A 22,655-nucleotide genomic window follows, 5' to 3' on the forward strand; every position below is an offset into this window, starting at 1 on the left:
GTTTTTTTTACGAAAGGAACCTTCGTATAGCTACTCTAAAATTGAAATACACAAAATACTTTACTTGATTGTTATTCTTTTCTCACATATACAGAAGAACGCTCCAATAAAAGATGGAGCGTCTATTTTCTTTTAAATATGTAGGTTCTGAAAATAGTCCGTAATCACATAGCCCCGATAGTAGCGACATCTCCCGCTTTTTTGGCGGGAATACAGCGAATAGCGGGAGAAATCTTGTTTTGAAAACGAAGTAGTTCTGCTCCTAAAAATATAAAATGTTTTTTTATACCTGAATTACACCCAAGTTAAATTGTTTTTCTATTGGAGAGTGATTCGCGGCTTCGATACCCATAGATATCCAAGTTCGAGTGTCCAGAGGATCAATAATAGCATCTGTCCACAGTCTGGAAGCGGCATAATATGGAGAAACCTGCTCGTCGTATCTTGCTTTTATTTTGTCAAATAGTGCTTTTTCTTTGGCTTCATCAACGACCTCACCGCTTTTCTTTAATGAGGAAGCTTCGATTTGCGCCAGTACTTTTGCGGCTTGTGTTCCTCCCATAACGGCAAGTTCAGCACTTGGCCAAGCAAAGATTAACCTTGGGTCGTATGCTTTTCCACACATCGCATAATTTCCAGCACCGTAAGAATTCCCCACAATTACCGTAAATTTAGGCACTACAGAGTTGCTTACTGCATTGACCATTTTGGCACCATCTTTTATGATTCCGCCTTGTTCTGATTTAGATCCTACCATAAAACCGGTAACATCCTGAACAAAAACTAAAGGTATTTTTTTCTGATTGCAATTGGCTATAAAACGAGTTGCTTTGTCAGCACTATCCGAATAGATAACACCTCCAAACTGCATTTCCCCTTTTTTGGTTTTTACCACTTTTCGTTGATTAGCAACAATTCCTACTGCCCAACCATCAATTCTGGCATAACCTGTAATTATGGTTTGGCCGTAGCCATCCTTATAAGGTTCGAATTCTGAATTGTCAACAAGACGGTTGATGATCTCCATCATGTCGTATTGTTCATTTCTGGCTTTTGGTAAAACACCGTAGAGTTCTTTTTCATCTAAGGCTGGTTTTGCTGGTTTCACTCGGCTGAACCCTGCTTTATCAAAATCCCCAATTTTATCAACTATATTTTTTATTTTGTCAAGCGCGTCTTTGTCGTCTTTGGCTTTATAATCTGTCACTCCTGAAATTTCACAGTGCGTGGTGGCACCTCCTAAAGTTTCATTATCGATACTTTCTCCAATAGCTGCTTTTACCAAATAACTACCTGCAAGGAAGATACTACCAGTTCCTTCAACGATGATGGCTTCATCACTCATTATAGGTAGATACGCGCCTCCGGCAACACAACTTCCCATTATCGCCGAAATTTGGGTAATTCCCATACTACTCATTTGAGCGTTATTTCTAAAAATACGTCCAAAATGCTCCTTGTCTGGAAAAATTTCATCCTGAAGCGGTAAATAAACACCAGCACTATCTACTAAATAGATGATTGGCAGGCGGTTCTCCATTGCGATTTCTTGTGCACGAAGATTTTTCTTGGCGGTAATAGGAAACCAAGCACCCGCTTTTACAGTGGCATCATTAGCGACAACAATACATTGTTTTCCGCCGATATAGCCAATTTTTACTACAACACCTCCAGAAGGACATCCGCCATGATCCGCGTACATTCCTTCACCAACAAAAGCTCCAATTTCAATAGACTTCGCTTTAGGATCAAGTAAATAATCAATGCGTTCTCGCGCTGTCATTTTCCCTTCACCATGCAGTTTTTGAATCCTCTTTTCGCCTCCTCCTAATTTTACTTTAGAAATTTTTTGTTTTAATTGAGACAATAAAAGTTTATTGTGATCTTCGTTTTTATTGAAGTTTAAATCCATGTTTTAATAATGTTATAAATAGTTAATGCTAAAATACAAAATCGAACGAAATAAAATTTATTATTTTGGTTACTTTGTAATTAATTTCGAGATAAAATAAAAAAAACAGAAGCGAACTCCTGTTTTTTTATGAATATGATAAAATCTACTTGTTTATTTTTTGGAATCATTAACTAATCGTTTTAAAATAGCCCATTGTTTCAGCGCATCACGCGCCTCAACTGCTGGATAACCCAACACTGTTTTACCAGCAGGAACATCACAGGTAACGCCAGATCCAGCGCCTACGATTGCTCCGCTACCTAATGTTGCATGGTCTTTTATAGAGGCGCTTCCGCCAATAATTACTCCATCTCCTAAAGTTACAGAACCAGCTAATCCGCTGTGTCCTGCCATAATGCAAAAACGTCCCAATTTACTGTTGTGACCTATTTGAACTAAATTATCGATTTTGCAACCATCTCCTAGAACCGTAGAGCTGAATTTCCCACGATCCACGCAAGAGTTGGCGCCAATTTCGACATTATTACCTATTGTTACATTTCCTATTTGGGGTATTTTTACCAAACCTCTTTCAGGGCAAGGGCGAAATCCAAATCCATCTGCTCCAATAGTTGCATTAGGGTGTATAATACAATCTTTACCAATGTGACAACGCTCTCTAACCACTGTTCCAGACCATAATACCGTGTTTTTACCGATGGTACATTCATCTAGAATAGTGACATTAGGATAAAGGATTGCATTTTCTCCAATTTTTACATTTGGCCCAACATAACTTCCAGCGCCTATTTTCGTTCCAATTCCGATGGTCGCTGATTTGTCAACTACTGCCGTTGGGTGAATGTCAACATGAAACACGGGCATTGGATGAGCAAAAAGTTCCAAAACCTGAGACATTGCTAAATCAGCATTTTTTACTTTAATGAAAGCTCTGTTTTCTCCCGGTTCTATCGAAATGTCCTCGTTTACAACTGCAACGCAAGCTTTAGATGATGACCAAAGTTTCTCGTATTTTTTATTTCCAATAAATGAAATTTCAGAGTCGGTTGCAACCTCTAGTTGCTCAGGTGCCGTGATTTTTTGTGAGGTGCTTCCAGAAATGACTCCTTTAAGGACTTCATTTATTTCTTGGACGGTATAAGATTTCATAGTGCTAGTGATAGAAAGGGTTATGGTACAATTCTCAAATAAAGTGATTTAGACTTAAATTTCCAAATGTTTGCTAATACTTTAACAACGTCAAAAGTAGTAGTTATATAACTTTTTACAATAAAAGTATAACGTAATCAGATCCTAAACTACTATTTTTGTACCTTAAATTTTGATTCTAAAATATGAAATATTTTCAAATTAAACTCTCTATTTTCCTGCTTCTTTTTTCTTGTTTTACCGTAAATGCTCAGGTTCAGGCCTTGTTTAATAGTAAAACACAACTTCGAAATTTAACGGAAAGATGGGAGCTTGATACCACTTCAGTAAGAGGTACCTTTTTAATCACTCCTTATAAACCTATGTTTGTATTGCCTGCGCGGTGGTCGAATAACCCTAATAACCGGCCGGAATCTGGAAATACAGATCCAGATTACGTAGCGCCTGTAGGTATTGAATACAATAGTGTAGAGACTAAATTTCAATTGAGTTTTAAGACTAAAGTCTTGCAGAGTATTTTCTGGGGACATGGTGATTTATGGGTGGCATATACTCAGAAATCGCATTGGCAAATATATAATAATGCACTTTCTCGCCCCTTTAGAGAAGTTAATTATGAGCCTGAACTTATTTTAAATTTTCCTGTGAAGTTTAAGTTGTTTGGTTTTAAAACAAGAATGGTGGGAGCTGCATTGAATCATGAATCTAATGGTAAAAGTGATCCTTTTTCCCGAAGCTGGAACAGAATTATACTGCATGCAGGATTTGAACGTAACAATTTGACTGTGTTAGTGAGACCTTGGTTTCGTTTGCCTGCTTCGATTGATGACAATCCTGATATCGCAGACTACGTAGGTAGGGGAGATGTGAATGTAATCTATACCAAAAACGGTAATATCTTATCTTTTGTAGGTAGTCATAATCTCAACTTTAATTCAAAATCAAGGGGGAATGCTGCCTTTTCATGGTCATACCCTATTAGAAATAATTTAAAGGGGTATTTGCTAGTTTCTCACGGCTATGGTGAAACACTGATTGATTACAACAATCTCCAAACTACTGTGGGAGTTGGAGTTTCTTTAATTGAATGGTTATAAAAAAAAATAACTCATTTAATTTTAGGAGCTAAAATTAAATGAGTTAAACATTAAGAGTTGTTTATTTGAATTTTAATTAATCGTAATTGGGATGCCGTATTTAACACGGGCGTCTTTACCATCTATTTTTCCCGGAATCCATAACGGACTATTATTTAAAACTCTTAAGGCTTCGGTACTCATGCCATGATTAATCCATTGTACCATTTTAATATCTTTTAAAGTCCCATCTGTTTCAACAACAAATTCAATTTTCATAATACCTTTTGAGGTATTAGGGCTTTTGAAATTCTTTGCTACATATTTATAAAATTCTTTTATTCCTCCTGGGAATTCAGGTTGTACGTAATAAGGAAAAAAAGTAATTTCAGTTCCGTTTTCATTAAAACATTTCCCGTCAATAAACTCACCATTTTTGTAATTTTCACTACGTTTGATTTGGCTGTTTTCATAATAGAGATTTGAAACACCATCAATTTTCCCCTTTTTGTAAATTAACTCTTTTTCTTTATTTCCATTTTTGAACCAAGTTATAGAGTTACCATCTTTAATACGTTTTTTTAAATTTGAAAATTCATCATAATTACGTTTTGTTCCATCTATAAAATAAGTGGTTCTGGTAGTGCCTTCTTTAGTATCTTCATAAGTGCTGTAATACGTAGCCCCTTCAGTTGAGCGCAATTCTTTAAAATCTTCAGTGTAATATATTTTTTTTTGTCCGTAAAAAGAAACTGACAATAATAAAACAAGAAGGGCGAGTGATTTTTTCATAAAAAAAGATTAATTTAATATTCAAAAATAACAAAAAAATCCTACAGAAAAAGATAAATTTTTCTGTAGGATTATAATTTTTTTTAAGATTCGTTTTATTATAGGTATGATTTGCTTACAACAAATTTATATTTTCGTTCTGAAATCATTTATAATTCCTCCTTTTGCAAGGACATTAATTTGACGATCACTTAAACTGTGTTTGGTTTCAAATTCTAAAGTGCTTCCGTCCGCTTTTTCGACTATTACTATTACATTATTTCTATTCACGACATCATCACGGAGGTTTTTAAAACGAATTAAATCTCCCTGATCTATTTTGTTGTAATCAGAAGCGTTTATGAATTCTAAAGGCACAATCCCAAAATTGACTAAATTTTGCCAAGCAATACGTGCATAGCTTTGAGCGATAACAGCCACTTGTCCCAAAAATTTAGGAGCAAGAGCAGCATGTTCCCGACTGGAACCTTGGGCGTAATTTTCTTTCGCAACAACGATATGTCCGCCAAATTCTTTTTTAGACTTCATGGCTCGATCATAAAAACTAGGGTCAATCACGCTATACGAATATTTACTGATTTCAGGAATATTACTTCTTAAAGGCAGTACGTCAGCTCCTGCTTTCAAAATTTCATCCGTCGAAACATTATCTCCCATTTTTAATAAGACAGGAATTCGATAATCCTGCTGTAAAGCTTCGATTTCAGGAATCGATTTGATATTTGGTCCTTTATGTAATTCAACTCCTGATCCATCTTCTAATGGCGCCACGAGCATATCGGTATTGATGATTTCTATTTCAGGATTCTCAAACTTAGGATACTTCATGCCATAGATTTTTTCTAAATCTCTGGGGTCGGTTATCTTTCCCGTTAGGGCAGATGCGGCAGCCGTTTCAGGACTGCACAAATAAACCTGATCATCTTCTGTTCCAGATCGACTTGGGAAATTTCGTGGCATCGTTCTTAAACTTATTGTATCGGTAGCGGGTGCTTGTCCCATTCCTATACAACCCATACAACCCGATTGATGAAACCGTGCTCCGGCAGTAATCAAATTAGCAAAAGTAAAATTCTTCAGCATGTTTTGAATCGTTTGCCTTGAAGTAGGATTGACATCAAAAGAAACAGCACTGTTAATCGTTTTATCCTTTACGATGGCTCCTGCAATCCAAAAATCTCTTAATCCTGGATTGGCTGAAGATCCTATAACGACCTGTCCAATTGTTTTACCGGCAACTTCGCTCACAGGGACAACATTCCCGGGACTCGTAGGAAGGGCAATTAAAGGAACTAAATCGTCCAAATTAATTTCAGCGTATTCATCATAAGTTGCTTCTGAATCGGCAATTAATTCCGCCCAATCAGATTCCCTTTCTTGGGAAATTAAAAACCGTTTGGTTTCAGCATCACTAGGAAATACAGTGGTTGTAGCGCCTAGTTCAGCACCCATGTTAGCAATAACATGTCGATCCATCACACTTAAATTTTTTACCCCTTCACCATAATATTCTATAATTTTTCCAACGCCACCTTTTACATCATAGCGTCTTAACATTTCTAAAATAACATCTTTCGCACTAACCCAATCTGGTAATTTACCCATGAGTTTTACACCTAATACTTTTGGCATTTTGACAAAATAGGGTTGACCAGCAATAGCAGCGGCAACATCTAAACCACCGGTTCCGATGGCAAGCATTCCTAAAGATCCTGCAGCGCAAGAATGACTATCAGATCCAACAAGTGTTTTTCCAGGTTTTCCAAAACGTTCCATATGTACCGGGTGACTTACGCCATTTCCAGGACGGCTATACCAAAGGCCAAATTTTTGTGCTGCCGAAAGTAAAAATAAATGGTCATCAGCATTTTTAGAATCAGTTTGCAGTAGGTTGTGATCCACATATTGCACCGCAACTTCTATTTTGGCTTTTTTTAGCCCCATGGCTTCTAATTCTAATTGGACCAATGTTCCGGTAGCATCTTGCAATAATGCCTGATCTATTCGGACTCCAATTTCCTGACCCGCAATCATTTCACCATGTAAAAGATGCGACTGAATTAATTTTTGACTTACGTTTAATTTGGACATGTTTTGGTTTTTTATGTGCTTTCAGATGATTAAAAATACTAGGTATTGTTTCATTCTAGAAAGGATCAGATAACCCACTAACACGGATTAGTTTTTTATTTATAAATTCATGAATTCCAATTTCAGAAAGTTCTCTTCCGTAGCCAGATCCTTTTGTTCCACCAAAAGGTAAGTCAGCTTGTGTCCAAGTTGGGTGATTGATAAATAGCATTCCAGAATCAATTTGATCTGCAATTCGTTTTCCGCGTTCGATATCTTTGGTAAATACGGAACCTCCTAAACCAAAATCGGAATCATTTGCTAGCACAATTGCTGCAGCTTCATCTTTTACTCTGTAAAAAGAGGCAACCGGTCCGAATAATTCTTCGTAATATGCTGGTATTATTGGGTTTAGATCTGTTAGTATGGTCGGCTCCATAAATGCTCCTGGTCCGTCTACTCTTTTACCACCTAATAATACGGTAGCTCCTGCAGCAACTGATCTTTCGACTTGGTCTAATAAGTGCAATAATGCTTCTTCACTACTCAAAGGGCCTAATTCTGTTTTTGGATCCATTGGGTCGCCTACTTTTAACTGCGCTAATTTGGCTGTAAATTTTTCGATAAATTCATCGGCGATAGATTCAACAGCTATAATTCTTTTTGAAGCAATACAACTTTGTCCATTATTGTTGATTCTACCAATCACCGCCCATTCAACAGTTTTGTCAATATCCGCATCTTCTAAAACAATAAAGGCATCATTACCTCCCAATTCTAAAACTGATTTTTTGATGTTTTTACCAGCTTCTGTAGCTAAACTTGCGCCAGCAGCTTCGCTACCAGTAAGTGAAACCCCTTTAATTCTTTTGTCAGAAACAATTCCTGAAGCTCTTTTCCCAGAAATTAACAAATTAGTGTATAATCCAATTGGCGCTCCGGCCTCTTTAAATAGATCTTCAATTGCAATAGCACATTGAGGAACCATAGAGGCGTGTTTTAATAAGATGGTATTTCCGACCATGATATTTGGTGCTATGAAACGTGCTACTTGATAAAAAGGGAAATTCCAAGGCTGAACACCCAGTAAAACGCCTATTGGGCTTGATCGGATTAAGGCTTCGCCAAGCTCTGGCTCTAATTTTTTGTCTGCTAAAAACGCTTCGCCATTTTTGGCATAATAGTCTAAAATATTAGCGCTTAATTCAACTTCGCCTTCTGCTTGAGAAAGGATTTTCCCCATTTCTAAGGTAATCAAAGTTGATAAAGCCGCTTTATTCTCTCTCATCAAGGAAGCTACTTTGCTTAAAACAGCCGCTCTTTCTGGATAAGATGTTTTTTTCCAGTCCTGAAAGGTGTTTGAAGATTGTGCAATAGCATGATCGACCTGTTTATCCGTCATTTCATCAAATGATTTCAGGACTTTGTTTGTTGCGGGATTTGTTGTTTGTATTGACATGATCTTTTTTATATTTAAAGAAGATTAATTTTTTTGGCGTCTGCCAAAGTAATTTATAATGCAAAACAGATAGTTTTAACATGTATAATATTCAACAATTAACTAGAGGGCTTTACGAAGCAGGTTGTTTTTATTTTAAAATAAAATTGCTGTACAGTGTAAAGCAAAACCGTTGAATATCAAAGATAGCGTTATATTTAAGAGAAAGTGTTACACAATTTTAGAAATAACTTACATCATTATAACATTAACGTTTTGATAACAAGAATAATAGGTCCTTTATGGGTATTGTTTTATTTATTTTTACAGTTTTTGCTTCTGGGTGGCTGGTATTTATTTTTATCAAAAATTCCAATTAAATTTTTAAGGATAAATTGTAATCAAAGGAGTTTAGATTAATCAAAAAAAGGTATTTTTAGAATCTTGAATCTTGAGATTAAAAAACAAAAATGACATGAGATTTTTAAATAAGTTTTTCTTTTTACCTTTAGTATTGTTTTCGTCTAATCATTCAAAGGCTCAGGACAATACTATTACAGTTAAAAATGCATTAGTAATCACCGAGAATAATAGGGATAAACTAGAAAACGTAGAGCAATTGCTGGTAGTTTACAATTATCAGCCAGAAAGCTATAGTGCTGTTTTTGTAGCCTTAGAGAAAAAGGATGGAAATTGGGTATTGAAATTTGATCCCGTAGAAGTGGGTATAGGTAAAAATGGATTTGCAGCGCCACTTAATAAAAAGGAAGGCGACGGAAAGTCTCCAACCGGAGTATTTCGTTTAGGTAAATTATTTTCTTATGAAAAGCAATTAAATACGCTACTTGAAAATCAACAAACCACTGCCGACGATAAATGGATTGATGACCCTAATTCAGAGGATTACAACACCTATGTAAAAGGCGCTACCAATGCGAAATCGTATGAAAATCTATTTCTAAAGAATGATGCTTATAAATACTGTATGGTTGTCGAATACAATACAAACCCAATTATAAAAGGGAAAGGGAGTGCTATATTTTTTCATTTGGGTGTAAAAAAGCCTTATTTTACTGCTGGTTGTGTTGCAATTGATGAAGACAACATGAAGTCGATAGTAAACTGGTTAGATCCCAAACTGAACCCTTCAATTATTATGGGAAATTTTACTGTTTTACAAAACGGTTTGTAAACAGTAATAAAGCATCGGCTGAAAAAGAGCTATTAAACTTAAAAAATCCTCTAAACATTTCGAAAAACGAAAGTAAGAGGATTTTTTAAGTTTAAACAAGTAAACGTGATTAATAGAAGTAAAAATTATTCTTCTTCGTCTCTTTGTCCCATCATCATTAGATAAGCTTTCAAGAATTCATCGATTTCACCGTTCATCACACCGTCGACGTTGCTAGTTTCATAACCAGTACGCACGTCTTTTACTAATTTATAAGGCTGCATCACATAATTGCGAATCTGCGATCCCCATTCTATTTTCATTTTTCCGGCTTCGATGTCAGCGCGCTGAGCCAATTGTTTCTTTAATTCTATTTCGTACAGCTGGGAACGGAGCATTTGCATGGCTCGTTGTCTGTTGTCTTGTTGTGAGCGAGTCTCTGAACATTGAATCTGAATTCCCGTGGGTTTGTGAAAAAGCTGTACTTTAGTTTCTACCTTATTCACATTTTGCCCACCAGCACCACTGGAGCGGGAAGTCGTAATTTCAATATCGGCAGGATTAATATCAATTTCGATACTATCATCTACAAGCGGATATACATATACGGATGCAAAGGAAGTGTGCCTTTTAGCATTACTGTCAAACGGAGAGATACGTACTAAACGATGTACTCCATTTTCCCCTTTTAAGTATCCAAAAGAATAATCCCCTTCAAACTCGAGTGTGACCGTTTTGATACCTGCTGCTTCTCCTTTTTGAAAATTCAGTTCTTTTATTTTATACCCATATTTTTCTCCCCACATCATGTACATGCGCATGAGCATTTCGGCCCAATCACAACTTTCAGTTCCTCCAGCACCCGCAGTAATCTGTACTACAGCACTTAAAGAATCACCTTCGTCTGAAAGCATGTTCTTGAATTCGATGGCTTCAATATGATTTGCAATGAGACTATATTGTTCATCTAATTCTTCTGCAGTGAGTTCTCCTTCTTTATAGAATTCATAGGCTAACTGCAATTCGTCAGTCATTTCGACTGCTTTATCGTAATCTTCAATCCATTTTTTCTTATTTCGAAGATTTCTTACAATTAGTTCAGCTTCTTTTGCGTTATTCCAGAAATCTGGAGCAAAAGTCTTTTCTTCTTCGTTAGAAATTTCAATTAGTTTGGCATCAACGTCAAAGATACCTCCTCAACGCACCAAGGCGCTCTACAATACCTTTAATTTGTTCGGTAGTTGTCATAAATTATGTAATTTTGTGGGACAAAAATAAGAAAAATTTTTACTTAAGAACAAGTCAAGACTTATCCGTGTTAGAAATAAAAAATAAATCAATGGAAATAAATTTAATTAGCGATACAATTACTAAGCCTACACATGAAATGTTGAAGTATATGTTCAATGCTGAAGTAGGTGATGACGTGTACAAACAGGATCCCACGGTAATAGAATTAGAAGATACTATTGCACAAATTTTTGGGATGGAGGCAGGGCTATTTTTCCCTTCAGGAACGATGGCTAATCAAACGGCAATAAAACTACATACAAATCCAGGAGAGCAAATTATTGCCGATAAATATGCTCACGTTTACCTTTATGAAGGTGGCGGTGCGTCTTTTAATAGTGGAGTGTCTTTTTCTTTGCTTGATGGTGATCGCGGAATGATCACTGCTGATCAGGTAGCAGGAGCTATCAATGACCCTGAATTTTATCACAATCCGTTAACGAGCTTGGTTTGTGTTGAAAATACGACCAACAAAGGTGGTGGTGCTTGTTATGAATTAGACGAATTAACAAAAATAAAAGAAGTATGTGTAGCTAATAATTTAAAGTTCCATCTTGATGGTGCCCGAATTTGGAATGCATTAATTGCCAAAAAACAAGACCCAAAGTCATTTGGAAAACTATTTGATACGATTTCAGTTTGCTTATCCAAAGGCTTGGGTGCGCCAATAGGTTCTGTTTTATTAGGAGATAAGGCAACGATTCATCGTGCGCTACGAATCCGAAAAATATTAGGAGGCGGAATGCGTCAAGTTGGCTATTTGGCTGCAGCCGGATTATATGCCTTAGACAATAATATCAGTCGTCTTGCAGAAGATCACAGACGTGCAAAAGAATTAGCGTCTGTATTAAATACCAGAGAATGGGTTGCAAAGGTAGAGCCTGTAGAAACAAATATTTTGATATTTACGTTGGCGCCTAATTACAGCGAGAAAGTTTTAATTGAGAAACTAAAACAAAAAAACATATCCATTAGTTCTATGGGACAGGGGAAATTGAGAATGGTAACCCATCTTGATTATAGAGAAGTCATGCATACTTATGTATTAGAAACCTTGTCAAAGATGTAAATGATGAAATATGAATTATGAGTTTTTAAATTAACTCATAATTCATATTCTTATAACTATGTTGGATTATTTGAACAAATTATCCATCCCAGGAATCATTGGCATATCCATTTTTGCAACAGCATCAAGTTCTGCTTCATTCACTTTAGTTGCTTTCTCGATTGCTTTGTTCATTACTAAAATCATATAATCTTCTAGTTGCTCTTTATCTTGCAATAAGTCATCGGCAATAGTGATTGATTTTATTTTTCTGTTAGCGGTAATCGTAACTTTTAATAAACCGTCTGTACTTTGCTCATCAACGAGAACAGTATCCAGGCGTTTTTTAGTTTCTTCCATTTTTTGTTGGGTTTCTTTAAGCTTACCCATCATTCCCATTAAATCCATTTTTGATAATTTAAAAATTATTGAAATACGAAATTACGCATTTTGAAGGAATAAGCAATGTTAAATAAGATGAAAAACCGATACGTTATAGAGTGGCTTTGTTTATTTTTGTGCCTTCTTTACAAATATGAAAACTCAAAAAATGACAGAAAACATACAACCACCAGTAGTTAAAATTATACCAACAGTACTAGAGAAATTCGGGGATATAAGGGTTGATAATTATTATTGGTTGAAGGATCGAGAAAATCCGGAAGTTATTGACTATCTAAATAAAGAAAACGAATATTACCAAAAAATGACTGCTCATACACAGGATTTGCAAAAAGACCTGTTTGAGGAAATGAAAGCCAGAATCAAGGAAGACGATGAATCAGTTCCTTACTTATATAATGGCTATTATTATATTACCCGTTTTGAGACTGGTAAAGACTATCCTATTTATTCTCGTAAAAAGGAAAGCCTTTCGGCAAAAGAAGAAATTATGCTTGATTGCAACGAGTTAGCAAACGGCAAAAAATATTTCAAACTAAGCGGATTGAGTATCAGTAATGACAATCAGCTTGCTACCTATGCAATAGATTTAGTGGGAAGAAGAATTTATACTTTGGAGATAAAAAACCTAATAACAGGCGAAATCTTAAGCGATAAAATTGAAAATACAACTGGAAATTCCACTTGGGCAAACGACAATCAGACTATTTTTTATACCACTCAGGATGCTGAGACTTTGCGTTCTGATACGGTTCTAAAACATAAATTAGGAACTAATACGTCAGAAGATGAAGTAGTTTATTTTGAAAAAGACGATACTTTTGATGTCGCTGTAGGGAAAGAAAAATCAAAGAAATACATTTTGATTAGCTCTTCAAGCACATTGACTACTGAGTTTATGACTTTATTAGCAGACGATCCAAATGGGAAGTTTAAGGTTTTTCAAAAAAGAAAAAGAGGTTTAGAGTATAGTATTTCTCATTTTGGAGATCATTTCTATATCCTTACAAACAAGGGCAAGGCGACTAACTTTAAACTGATGAAAACGCTTGAATCTAAGACTGCTATGGAGAATTGGGAAGATGTTCTTGCTCATAGAGAAGATGTCTTACTTGAGGATATTGATATTTTTAGAGACTTTTTGGTGGTTTCAGAGCGTAGTAATGGTTTGAGTGAAATTAGAATCATTCCTTGGACTGGGCAAGAGGAGTATTATTTGCCTTTTGAAAGCGAGACCTATACTGCTCATGCTTCTGCAAATGTTGATTTTGATACAGATATTTTACGATATGCCTATCAATCCATGGCGACGCCTGCTTCGATTATTGATTTCAATATGAAAACAAAAGAAAAGGAAGTTAAGAAAGAACAAGAAGTGCTAGGTGGAAACTTTGATAAGAATAATTATATCGAAGAACGTGTTTGGGCTACTGCAAAAGACGGAACTCTGATACCTATTTCTATGGTATACAGAAAAGGGTTGAAAAAGGATGGTAAAAATCCATTATTGCTTTATGCATATGGTTCTTATGGGCATTCCATGGATGCTTATTTTTCATCGACAAGATTATCATTGTTGGATAGAGGTTTTATTTACGCCATAGCGCACATTCGCGGTGGTGAAGATTTAGGAAGACAATGGTATGAAGGTGGTAAATTATTAAAAAAGAAAAATACTTTTAAGGACTTTATAGATTGTTCTAAATTTGTAATTGAACAAAAATACACTTCTTCAAAACATTTATATGCCGAAGGCGGTTCAGCCGGTGGGTTATTGATGGGAGTTATTTTAAACATGGCGCCTAAACTTTACCATGGCGTTATCGCTCAAGTTCCTTTTGTAGATGTTGCAACCACGATGCTGGACGAAACAATTCCATTAACAACGGGGGAATATGACGAATGGGGGAATCCAAATGTTAAAAGGTATTATAAATACATGAAATCATACTCTCCTTATGATAATGTAAAAGCCCAATCTTATCCTAATATGTATATTTCTACGGGTTTACATGATTCACAAGTACAATATTGGGAGCCCGCTAAATGGGTGGCTAAGCTGAGAACTTTGAAAACAGATAACAATCTTTTGTTTTTAGACACGAATATGGATGCAGGTCATGGAGGAGCATCTGGAAGGTTTGAAGCGCTTAAAGAATTGGCAAAAGAATTTAGTTTTTTGTTAGATTTAGAGAAAATTAAAAAGTAATTCAAAAAATTTTGTTAAATTGCAACGTTTCGAGGTGTAATAAAATTCGCCCCGACTAACTATTTTTTTATGAAAGAAGAAATACAAGCTTACAATAGTGTTTTAGAATTAATTGGTGATACACCTCTTATTAAACTAAATAAAGTCACAGAAAAGTTAGAAGGTAATTTCTATGCAAAGGTAGAAGCTTTTAATCCAGGACATTCGTCGAAAGACAGAATCGCTTTATACATTATTGAAGAGGCAGAAAGAAGAGGGATATTATCTCCGGGTGATACCATAATCGAAACGACATCTGGGAACACTGGGTTTAGTATTGCAATGGTTAGTATCATAAAAGGATATAACTGTATTCTTGCCGTAAGTTCAAAATCATCCAAAGATAAAATTGATATGCTACGTAGTTTAGGCGCTAAAGTCTATGTTTGCCCAGCACATGTCTCTGCAGATGACGAACGTTCGTATTATAATGTAGCAAAAAGATTACACGAAGAAACAAAAGGGTCAATTTATATCAATCAATATTTTAATCAGTTAAATATTGACGCACATTATAACTCTACAGGACCTGAAATTTGGAAACAAACGAATGGTAAAATTACTCATCTTGTTGCTTGTAGTGGTACTGGAGGAACAATTTCAGGAACTGCAAAATTCTTAAAAGAGCAGAATCCTAATATTAAAGTACTTGCTGTTGATGCTTTTGGTTCCGTATTGAAAAAATATCATGAAACAAAAGAATTTGACAACGATGAGATTTATCCATACAGAATTGAAGGTTTAGGGAAAAATTTGATTCCATCTGCTACAGATTTTGATACTATCGATAAGTTTACGAAAGTCACCGATGAAGAAAGTGCGCATTGTGCAAGAGAAATAACCAGAAAAGAAGGCTTATTTGTAGGTTATACTTCTGGGGCTGTTTTGCAAGCGATAAGACAATATGCTGAAGATGGTGAATTCGACGAAAAGAGCAATGTAATTGCCATTTTTCCTGACCATGGTTCTCGTTATATGAGTAAAGTATATAGTGATGATTGGATGCACGAGCAAGGATTTTTTGATAGTGTAAACCAAGAAGAGGTTCAGAAAATCGAACTTATAAAATAGAAAATTACAATTATAGATAACAAAACTCCAGAGAAATCTGGAGTTTTTGTATTTAAAATTAGAGTTACTTTAAAAATGCAAGCTTTTATTACTTCAATTGTAAATCAGGATGGTCATATTATACCACGACAAAAGTATGTTTGTTGAGAACTTAGTAAAAGGGAAGCAAAATTGGCGGCAAAATAAATAAAGCCTGCTTAAATGGCGTTTAAGCAGGCTTTGGTAAAAAAAAAACTAAAAAAATTATTTTATAGTAGTCTTAGACTATAATAGGTCTAATTCTCGCATACAGGTTTTCATCATTTCGTATGTTCTTGCAATGTCGTTATCTAATCCAATTGAAAAACGAATCAAACCATCAGTTAATCCCATTTCGGCTTGTTCTTCTAAAGGAATTTCGCTCGAAGTTGAGGTTCCTGGAGCACTGAATAATGTTTTATAAAATCCTAAACTTACGGCCAGATACCCTAAGTTGCGTGATTGCATAAGCTCCATCAAAGCATTGGCTTTCGCCAAAGAACCAATGTCTAATGTCATCATTCCTCCAAAACCATATTCAGGATTAATCATCGATGCAAATAAGTCGTGACTTGGATGGCTTTTTAAACCAGGGTATACCGTTTTTATTCCGTCTTTTTCAAAACGTTCTGCCAGGTACGCGGCATTATGACTGTGTTGCTTGATTCTAAGGTGTAGCGTACGAAGGTTTTTCATAACACTTGCAGAGCGCATGCTATCCATTGTTGGTCCTAGTAACATGCTGGCGCCACTGTTTACGTCTTTTAACTGATTAATAAAGTCTTGTGAAGCACAAGTTACTCCACCCACAGTATCGCTGCTTCCGTTAATGTATTTTGTTAAACTGTGAATTACAATGTCGGCACCAAATTTAACTGGAGAAACAGATAAAGGAGAAAAGGTGTTGTCTACAACCAATGTCAAATTGTGTTTCTTAGCAATTTTTGATAAACCAGCTATATCAGCCACTTCTAGTAACGGATTACTTACCGTTTCACAATACAATACTTTCGTTTCCGGAGTTATAGCAGCCTCAACCACATCTAGTTTTGTGATATCAACAAATGTCGTTTTGATACCAAACCTTGGTGCGAAGTTTTTTAGAAAGGCATACGTTCCTCCATAAATTGTTCTGCTTGATACAATATGGTCTCCAGCACCGCACAGTTGCAATAAAGTAGGTGTGATGGCTCCCATTCCAGAAGCCGATACGTTTGCCGTTTCTGTACCTTCCATTGCGGCCATGGCTCTGTCTAAATATAAATTACTGGGAGAGGAATGGCGGGAATATAAATAACAGCCTTCCATATTGCCTTCAAAGGTGTCAAACATAGTTTTTGCCGAAAGAAAAGTATAGGTAGAAGAGTCAGAAATAGATGGGTTTACACCACCAAATTCACCAAAATACTGTAAGTCCTGAATGTTGTCTGCGGGGTTAAATTTCATAATATTTTTTTTTAAGTTAGTTATTGCATTAGATCGTGTATGATTGGCTTTAAGCCACTAAAAAAGAATTCAACTGCTATTACCGTAACGATAAGTCCCATAAGTCTCATCATTACATTTATACCTGTTTGTCCTATTACTTTTATAATTTTAGATGAACTCAATAGAATGATGTAAATGGTTAAGACTACAAGCGCGATAGAAACTAGTAGAATCACTATTTTAGACATTGAGTTAGCATCTTATATTAAAACAATAGCGTTTGTTATCGCACCTAGCCCGCAAATCATAGGAATTGCGAGAGGCGTAATGGAAATGTCATTTACATATTTCTTTACTTCATTTTTTTTGATTTTTACAGTATTTAATCTAGCCTGCAGCATGTCCATTCCCATCATGAAAAAAATGACGCCACCCATTATTTTAAAACTGTTTACGGAGATTCCAAAAAACTTGAAAAGCAATTGTCCGGATAGGGCAAAACAAACGATAATGATAAAGGAAACTATGGAAGCTTTTTTTGCTGTGACTCTGCGCTCCTGTTCTGATAAATCAGTGGTCATAGTTAAAAAAATAGGCATCGTACCTAATGGATTGATTAGGGTAAAGAAAGAAGTAAGGCACAAAAGGCTAAAAGTGATAAAATCATCCATTATATAACAGTGCTATTTATAATGTAAAGGACGTTTATATAGTTTTTATTGTCAATAATCGGGACTAAACTCAGTTTTTTATGTTGCTAAAATGAGGTTGTGTAGATTTAATTTCTATTTTTATGGAATATTTCATGCTTTCGCCAAAAAAACTACAAAATGACTTTAGACTTAATAGACAAAAAACTTCTCTTATTATTACAAACAGACAGTAAAAAGACAACAAAAGAATTGTCATTAAAATTGAATCTATCAGTTACTGCAGTTTATGAAAGGATTAAAAAATTAGAGAGAGAAGGTATTATTGATAAATACGTGGTATTGCTTAATAAAGGTAAGGTTGAGAAAGGATTTGTGGTCTTTTGTCACCTAAAACTCATCCAGCATACCAAAGAATTTGTAACCAGATTTGAAAGTGAGGTGGTGCAATTAAAAGAAGTTTTAGAATGTTACCATGTAAGTGGTGATTATGATTATATTCTTAAGATTGTGGTGAAAGACATGGAAGCCTATAGAGAGTTTTTAGTTGCAAAGTTGACTACCCTTCAGCATATTGGCAGTACTCAAAGTACTTTTATGATTAGTGAAGTTAAAAATACAACGGTGGTTGAAGTTTAGTGAATTTTAGTGTCAAGATCGTATCGTTTTCATAATATTAAATGAGTTGTTGTACAAAATCTTAACAAAATATATTTAATATTAAAGTTTAAACAAAACTTAATTCCTTAATTTTGTGGAACATTTTATAATAAAACAACAAAAATAAATATACTATGAATTCATTTGACGTAGTCATTATTGGTTCTGGCCCAGGCGGATATGTATCAGCAATTCGTTGTGCACAACTTGGTTTCAAAACAGCAATTATCGAAAAGTATTCAGTTCTTGGCGGAACTTGCCTTAACGTAGGATGTATTCCTTCAAAAGCATTGTTATCTTCCTCACATCATTATGCTGAATTAGCACATTTTGCTGATCACGGAATTGAAGTTTCTGGTGACGTAAAAATTAACCTAGAGAAAATGATTGCTCGTAAACAAGCAGTTGTTGACCAGACATCTGGCGGAGTGAAATATTTAATGGACAAAAATAAAATCACTGTTCTAGAAGGACTGGGTTCTTTTGTAGATGCTACTCACGTTGCTATCGCAAAAGCGGACGGAACTAGCGAAACAGTGGAAGCTAAAAATATAATTATTGCAACAGGATCTAAACCTTCTAATTTGCCATTTATCAAAATCGATAAAGAAAGAATTATAACTTCTACTGAAGCATTAAAATTAAAAGAAGTACCAAAACATCTTATCATCATTGGTGGTGGTGTGATTGGTATTGAATTAGGTCAAGTATATTTACGTTTAGGAGCTCAAGTTTCTGTCGTGGAATTCATGGACCGAATCATTCCTGGAATGGATGCTTCATTGTCTAAGGAACTGACCAAAGTATTAAAGAAACAAGGAATGAAATTCTACGTTTCACATAAAGTGAAGTCTGTGGAAAGAAACGGTGATATCGTAACTGTTCAGGCAGAAAATGCCAAAGGAGAGACAGTCAATTTAGAAGGAGATTATTCTCTAGTTGCTGTAGGTCGTCGTCCTTACACTGATGGATTAAACGCTGATAAAGCAGGAGTGAAAATTTCAGATAGAGGAATGGTGGAAGTAAATGATCATTTACAAACGAATGTTCCTAATATCTATGCAATAGGTGATGTTGTTCGTGGAGCTATGTTAGCGCACAAAGCGGAAGAAGAAGGAGCTATGGTAGCTGAAATCTTGGCTGGACAAAAACCACACATTGATTACAATTTGATTCCTGGTGTAGTTTATACATGGCCAGAAGTGGCTGCTGTAGGACAAACAGAAGAACAGTTAAAAGCTTCTGGAGTAGATTTCAAATCTGGAACATTTCCTTTCAAAGCATTAGGTCGTGCTAGAGCAAGCGGAGATTTAGATGGATTTGTAAAAATCCTTGCTGATAAAAAAACAGATGAGGTGCTGGGAGTTCATATGATTGGAGCTCGTTGTGCTGATTTAATTGCTGAAGCAGTTGTTGCAATGGAATTTAAAGCTTCAGCTGAAGATATTTCAAGAATGTCACATGCGCATCCTACTTTTGCGGAAGCGATCAAAGAAGCGGCATTAGCAGCTACAGATAATAGAGCATTACACGTATAGTTTATACGATTTTGTACTAATGAACCCGTCAAACTATGTTTGACGGGTTTTTTGTTTAATGATTAAATTTTATAAGCTTTAATTTAAATTATATAAAAGCATAATGGTGTTTACATAATATCTTTAATAAAAACAAATTAGTATGAAAAAGAGACATATAGTGGGTGCTTTAGCACTTGTTGGAGTAGGAGTTTTTCTTAATTCCTGCTCACGTAAAACGATTCCAGAGAAAGCAAAGGCAGTTCAAAATTTCGAGAAAGAAAAATATTTGGGAAAGTGGTATGAAATCGCCAGATTGGATTTTAAATTTGAGAAAGGATTAAACAATACCACAGCTGAATATTCATTAAAGGACAATGGAACGATAAAAGTGGATAATAAAGGTTATGATGTGAAAAATGACAAATGGAAACAAAGCATCGGAAAAGCGAAGTTTGTGGGAGACGAGGATGTAGCTATGCTAAAAGTGTCGTTTTTTGGGCCATTTTACGGAGGTTATAATGTGATTGCTATTGATGAAGAGTATAAATACGCTTTGGTCGCAGGAGAAAGCCTTAAATATTTATGGATTTTGTCACGTGAAAAGTCAATTCCGTTAGAAGTTACCTCAGACTATTTGAAAATAGCAGAAGGTATTGGTTACAAAACATCTGATTTAATATGGGTGCAACATACTAAATAATAATAGGAATTCATCAAATAACAAAACCGACTTTTAGCTAGAGTCGGTTTTTATTTTTTATATAAAAAAATTAGTCAGCTTTAAATAAGCCTTTATAATTTTCCCAATGAGAAAAAATCAGGAATATATTCCCCACAAACACAAAAATAGCGAGCGGAAGATTTTCTGGAGTCAGGAAGTAGTTAATTAATAATATATTTAAGGTTACAGGGAAAATGACAAGATTAGCTAATGTCGTGAACTTTCCTGTTATAAACGATAATCCGCACAATAGCTCAACGCTTTTTGCTAACGGAAATAAATACGTCGAGGCTACTAAGCCAACTTGGAATGCTTTGAATTCTCCTGTTGATGCAGGCTCGGGGCTTAAGTGGAAAAAATAACTGATAGAAGTATATAGAAATAGTAGTCCAAGTAGAGTTCGAATAATGATGGTAGCAATTTTCATAATATCTAGGTTTTATTGGTTAAATATTTAAAATATTCTGATGTGGTACAGCTCATTTATTTTAACCCTATATTCCCCTTTTATTACCGTCTCTATCAGAAAAAAAACAATCGTAATTTTATTAAGTACTTTAATACTAGTGCGTTATTGTAAATTTACGAAAAAAACAACTGATTTTTCTGATAACGCCATATTAAAGGGTTTTTTTTATTGTAATTTTGAATTTTAAAGACAAAATTTTCTTGAGAACATCCATTCATAAGCCCATTTCAGATCCTAAATTGTTTAAAAAACAACTACTTATTTGGTCGCAACAGTTTCGTGAAGTCGTTTTTATGGATAGTAATGATTATCCTCATCAACACTCCAGTTTTGATTGTGTTGTGGCAGTAGATGCTTTTACATCGATAAGAACAGACTATCATAATGCATTTGAGGATTTCAAACAATACCAGCAAACGACAAAAGACTGGTTGTTTGGTTATCTATCTTATGAATTAAAAAATAATGTAGAGGTTTTGCAATCGAATAATTTTGATGGTTTGCATTTTTCTGATTTATTTTTCTTTCAACCAAAGAAAATATTCTTGTTGAAAGGGAATGAGGTCGAAATTCAATATCTAAGCCTATGTGATGATGAATTAGAGGAAGATTTCAATGAGATACATCAGCAAACAACAGACCTGGGACTGCAAACAGCAGCAGTTGAAATTAAACAAAGAATTTCAAAAGAAGAGTATCTCGATAAGGTTTCAAAAATGCTTACCCATATTAAACAGGGGGATTTGTACGAAGCTAATTTTTGTATGGAATTTTATGCTGAAAAAACGATTATAAATCCATTGGATAAATTTCTTAAACTCAACGAAATTTCTCAACCTCCATTTGCCGTTTTCTTTAAAAATAACCGGCAGTTTTTACTTTCGGCATCACCAGAACGGTATTTGAAAAAAGAGGGGGAACTTCTTATTTCACAACCTATAAAAGGAACCTCAAAACGATTTTTAGATCCTATTAAAGACGAAGAATCGAAGAATCTCCTGGCAGCAGATCCAAAAGAGCGGGCCGAAAATATTATGATAACAGATTTAGTGCGCAATGACTTATCGCATACCGCACAAAAAGGATCGGTACAAGTTACTGAGTTATGTGGTGTTTATTCTTTTATGCAAGTACATCAGATGATTTCTACTGTTACTTCCAGATTAGATTATCAATATGGCGCTGTTGATGCTATAAAGAAATCTTTTCCCATGGGAAGTATGACGGGTGCACCTAAGATTTCGGCTATGAAAATTATTGAAGATTTAGAAGAAACAAAAAGAGGATTGTACAGTGGAGCAGTGGGGTATTTTACACCTAGCGGAGATTTCGATTTTAACGTGATCATCAGAAGTATTTTATACAATCAAGAAAATCAATATATGTCCTTTTCTGTAGGTAGCGCCATAACAGCGCTGTCAATTCCAGAAAGTGAGTATGAAGAGTGTTTGCTTAAAGCAAAAGCAATGCGTGAAGTATTGCAATAATTGACATTCATAATTCGATATTGAATTTTAAT

18 protein-coding genes and 1 pseudogene are annotated in these 22,655 nt (G+C 35.2%); 9 read left to right on the forward strand and 10 right to left on the reverse strand.

All coding sequences use genetic code 11. The features are described from left to right. Positions 1-283: 283 nt before the first annotated feature. Together QO200_RS03370 and lpxD are read right to left on the reverse strand one after the other, a co-directional pair. Complete coding sequence (locus QO200_RS03370; protein ID WP_371536353.1) at positions 284-1,912, reverse strand: acyl-CoA carboxylase subunit beta; 1,629 nt, start codon at positions 1,910-1,912, stop codon at positions 284-286. 153 nt (positions 1,913-2,065) lie between these two features. Continuing rightward, positions 2,066-3,064, reverse strand: a complete 999-nt coding sequence (gene lpxD, locus QO200_RS03375) for a UDP-3-O-(3-hydroxymyristoyl)glucosamine N-acyltransferase (RefSeq protein ID WP_371536355.1) — start codon at positions 3,062-3,064, stop codon at positions 2,066-2,068. 185 nt (positions 3,065-3,249) lie between these two features. On the opposite strand from lpxD, the gene QO200_RS03380 reads away from it, so the two are divergent. Continuing rightward, positions 3,250-4,161 (forward strand): phospholipase A, encoded by a 912-nt coding sequence (locus QO200_RS03380; protein ID WP_371536357.1) that lies wholly within the window; start codon positions 3,250-3,252, stop codon positions 4,159-4,161. A gap of 72 nt (positions 4,162-4,233) precedes the next feature. Here the strand turns inward: QO200_RS03380 and QO200_RS03385 are convergent, their stop codons facing one another. The 3 genes from QO200_RS03385 to QO200_RS03395 all read right to left on the reverse strand — a co-directional run bounded on the left by QO200_RS03385 (position 4,234) and on the right by QO200_RS03395 (position 8,461). Further along, positions 4,234-4,932 carry an energy transducer TonB gene (locus QO200_RS03385; protein ID WP_371536359.1) on the reverse strand — a complete coding sequence of 233 codons (699 nt, stop codon included), beginning with the start codon at positions 4,930-4,932 and terminating at the stop codon, positions 4,234-4,236. A 126-nt stretch (positions 4,933-5,058) separates the two neighbouring features. Further along, positions 5,059-7,023, reverse strand: a complete 1,965-nt coding sequence (locus QO200_RS03390; protein WP_371536361.1) for an aconitate hydratase — start codon at positions 7,021-7,023, stop codon at positions 5,059-5,061. Positions 7,024-7,078: 55 nt separating this feature from the next. Next, the gene (locus QO200_RS03395) at positions 7,079-8,461 is read right to left on the reverse strand and encodes an NAD-dependent succinate-semialdehyde dehydrogenase (RefSeq protein ID WP_371536362.1); all 1,383 of its coding nucleotides are present in this window, start codon (positions 8,459-8,461) and stop codon (positions 7,079-7,081) included. Positions 8,462-8,915: 454 nt separating this feature from the next. Between QO200_RS03395 and QO200_RS03400 the strand changes: the two genes are divergently transcribed. Then, the gene (locus QO200_RS03400; RefSeq protein WP_371536365.1) at positions 8,916-9,632 is read left to right on the forward strand and encodes a L,D-transpeptidase; all 717 of its coding nucleotides are present in this window, start codon (positions 8,916-8,918) and stop codon (positions 9,630-9,632) included. 125 nt (positions 9,633-9,757) lie between these two features. Here the strand turns inward: QO200_RS03400 and prfB are convergent. After that, a protein-coding gene (prfB, locus tag QO200_RS03405; protein WP_371536368.1) for a peptide chain release factor 2 occupies positions 9,758-10,859 on the reverse strand; the annotation gives its coding sequence in 2 pieces (ribosomal slippage) (positions 9,758-10,795 and positions 10,797-10,859; 1,101 coding nt in all). 91 nt (positions 10,860-10,950) lie between these two features. Here prfB and QO200_RS03410 point away from each other — a divergent pair. Further along, positions 10,951-11,970: a low specificity L-threonine aldolase gene (locus QO200_RS03410; RefSeq protein ID WP_371536370.1), complete on the forward strand. Its 1,020-nt coding sequence runs from the start codon at positions 10,951-10,953 to the stop codon at positions 11,968-11,970. Positions 11,971-12,036: 66 nt separating this feature from the next. Here the strand turns inward: QO200_RS03410 and QO200_RS03415 are convergent, their stop codons facing one another. Continuing rightward, positions 12,037-12,357, reverse strand: a complete 321-nt coding sequence (locus QO200_RS03415) for a YbaB/EbfC family nucleoid-associated protein (protein WP_091086995.1) — start codon at positions 12,355-12,357, stop codon at positions 12,037-12,039. Positions 12,358-12,499: 142 nt separating this feature from the next. Here QO200_RS03415 and QO200_RS03420 point away from each other — a divergent pair, with 142 nt between their 5' ends. Together QO200_RS03420 and QO200_RS03425 are read left to right on the forward strand one after the other, a co-directional pair. After that, positions 12,500-14,560, forward strand: coding sequence for a S9 family peptidase (locus QO200_RS03420; RefSeq protein ID WP_371536372.1), 2,061 nt, complete (start codon positions 12,500-12,502; stop codon positions 14,558-14,560). A 69-nt stretch (positions 14,561-14,629) separates the two neighbouring features. Beyond that, entirely contained in the window at positions 14,630-15,670 is a 1,041-nt protein-coding gene (locus QO200_RS03425) for a PLP-dependent cysteine synthase family protein (RefSeq protein WP_371536374.1), read from the forward strand. 264 nt (positions 15,671-15,934) lie between these two features. Here the strand turns inward: QO200_RS03425 and QO200_RS03430 are convergent, their stop codons facing one another. Then, positions 15,935-17,137, reverse strand: a complete 1,203-nt coding sequence (locus tag QO200_RS03430; RefSeq protein WP_371536492.1) for an aminotransferase class I/II-fold pyridoxal phosphate-dependent enzyme — start codon at positions 17,135-17,137, stop codon at positions 15,935-15,937. 17 nt (positions 17,138-17,154) lie between these two features. After that, positions 17,155-17,787: pseudogene (locus tag QO200_RS03435) on the reverse strand (MarC family protein). A gap of 159 nt (positions 17,788-17,946) precedes the next feature. Between QO200_RS03435 and QO200_RS03440 the strand changes: the two are divergent. The 3 genes from QO200_RS03440 (at position 17,947) to QO200_RS03450 (ending at position 20,646) form a co-directional block, all read left to right on the forward strand. Continuing rightward, entirely contained in the window at positions 17,947-18,405 is a 459-nt protein-coding gene (locus QO200_RS03440) for an Lrp/AsnC family transcriptional regulator (protein ID WP_371536377.1), read from the forward strand. Positions 18,406-18,560: 155 nt separating this feature from the next. Further along, complete coding sequence (gene lpdA, locus QO200_RS03445) at positions 18,561-19,964, forward strand: dihydrolipoyl dehydrogenase (protein WP_371536379.1); 1,404 nt, start codon at positions 18,561-18,563, stop codon at positions 19,962-19,964. Between the two features lie 142 nt (positions 19,965-20,106). Continuing rightward, positions 20,107-20,646, forward strand: coding sequence for a lipocalin family protein (locus QO200_RS03450; protein WP_371536382.1), 540 nt, complete (start codon positions 20,107-20,109; stop codon positions 20,644-20,646). A gap of 70 nt (positions 20,647-20,716) precedes the next feature. Here QO200_RS03450 and QO200_RS03455 read toward each other — a convergent pair whose 3' ends face one another. Beyond that, positions 20,717-21,094 (reverse strand): DoxX family membrane protein, encoded by a 378-nt coding sequence (locus QO200_RS03455; protein WP_371536384.1) that lies wholly within the window; start codon positions 21,092-21,094, stop codon positions 20,717-20,719. A 242-nt stretch (positions 21,095-21,336) separates the two neighbouring features. Between QO200_RS03455 and QO200_RS03460 the strand changes: the two genes are divergently transcribed. Further along, positions 21,337-22,623 (forward strand): anthranilate synthase component I family protein, encoded by a 1,287-nt coding sequence (locus tag QO200_RS03460; RefSeq protein ID WP_371536386.1) that lies wholly within the window; start codon positions 21,337-21,339, stop codon positions 22,621-22,623. The last annotated feature ends 32 nt before the right edge of the window (positions 22,624-22,655 follow it).

It is taken from the genome of Flavobacterium sp. Arc3 (assembly GCF_041431375.1).
In the GTDB taxonomy this organism is placed as follows: domain Bacteria; phylum Bacteroidota; class Bacteroidia; order Flavobacteriales; family Flavobacteriaceae; genus Flavobacterium.

Bases quoted from the DNA above. Each gene is read 5' to 3' on its own strand.
- QO200_RS03390 (WP_371536361.1), bottom strand. From the start codon at position 7,023: ATGTCCAAATTAAACGTAAGTCAAAAATTAATTCAGTCGCATCTTTTA.
- QO200_RS03380 (WP_371536357.1), top strand. From the start codon at position 3,250: ATGAAATATTTTCAAATTAAACTCTCTATTTTCCTGCTTCTTTTTTCT.
- QO200_RS03385 (WP_371536359.1), bottom strand. From the start codon at position 4,932: ATGAAAAAATCACTCGCCCTTCTTGTTTTATTATTGTCAGTTTCTTTT.
- QO200_RS03450 (WP_371536382.1), top strand. From the start codon at position 20,107: ATGAAAAAGAGACATATAGTGGGTGCTTTAGCACTTGTTGGAGTAGGA.
- QO200_RS03455 (WP_371536384.1), bottom strand. From the start codon at position 21,094: ATGAAAATTGCTACCATCATTATTCGAACTCTACTTGGACTACTATTT.
- QO200_RS03415 (WP_091086995.1), bottom strand. From the start codon at position 12,357: ATGGATTTAATGGGAATGATGGGTAAGCTTAAAGAAACCCAACAAAAA.
- QO200_RS03400 (WP_371536365.1), top strand. From the start codon at position 8,916: ATGAGATTTTTAAATAAGTTTTTCTTTTTACCTTTAGTATTGTTTTCG.
- QO200_RS03395 (WP_371536362.1), bottom strand. From the start codon at position 8,461: ATGTCAATACAAACAACAAATCCCGCAACAAACAAAGTCCTGAAATCA.
- QO200_RS03440 (WP_371536377.1), top strand. From the start codon at position 17,947: ATGACTTTAGACTTAATAGACAAAAAACTTCTCTTATTATTACAAACA.
- QO200_RS03425 (WP_371536374.1), top strand. From the start codon at position 14,630: ATGAAAGAAGAAATACAAGCTTACAATAGTGTTTTAGAATTAATTGGT.
- QO200_RS03420 (WP_371536372.1), top strand. From the start codon at position 12,500: ATGACAGAAAACATACAACCACCAGTAGTTAAAATTATACCAACAGTA.
- lpdA (WP_371536379.1), top strand. From the start codon at position 18,561: ATGAATTCATTTGACGTAGTCATTATTGGTTCTGGCCCAGGCGGATAT.
- QO200_RS03370 (WP_371536353.1), bottom strand. From the start codon at position 1,912: ATGGATTTAAACTTCAATAAAAACGAAGATCACAATAAACTTTTATTG.
- QO200_RS03410 (WP_371536370.1), top strand. From the start codon at position 10,951: ATGGAAATAAATTTAATTAGCGATACAATTACTAAGCCTACACATGAA.
- lpxD (WP_371536355.1), bottom strand. From the start codon at position 3,064: ATGAAATCTTATACCGTCCAAGAAATAAATGAAGTCCTTAAAGGAGTC.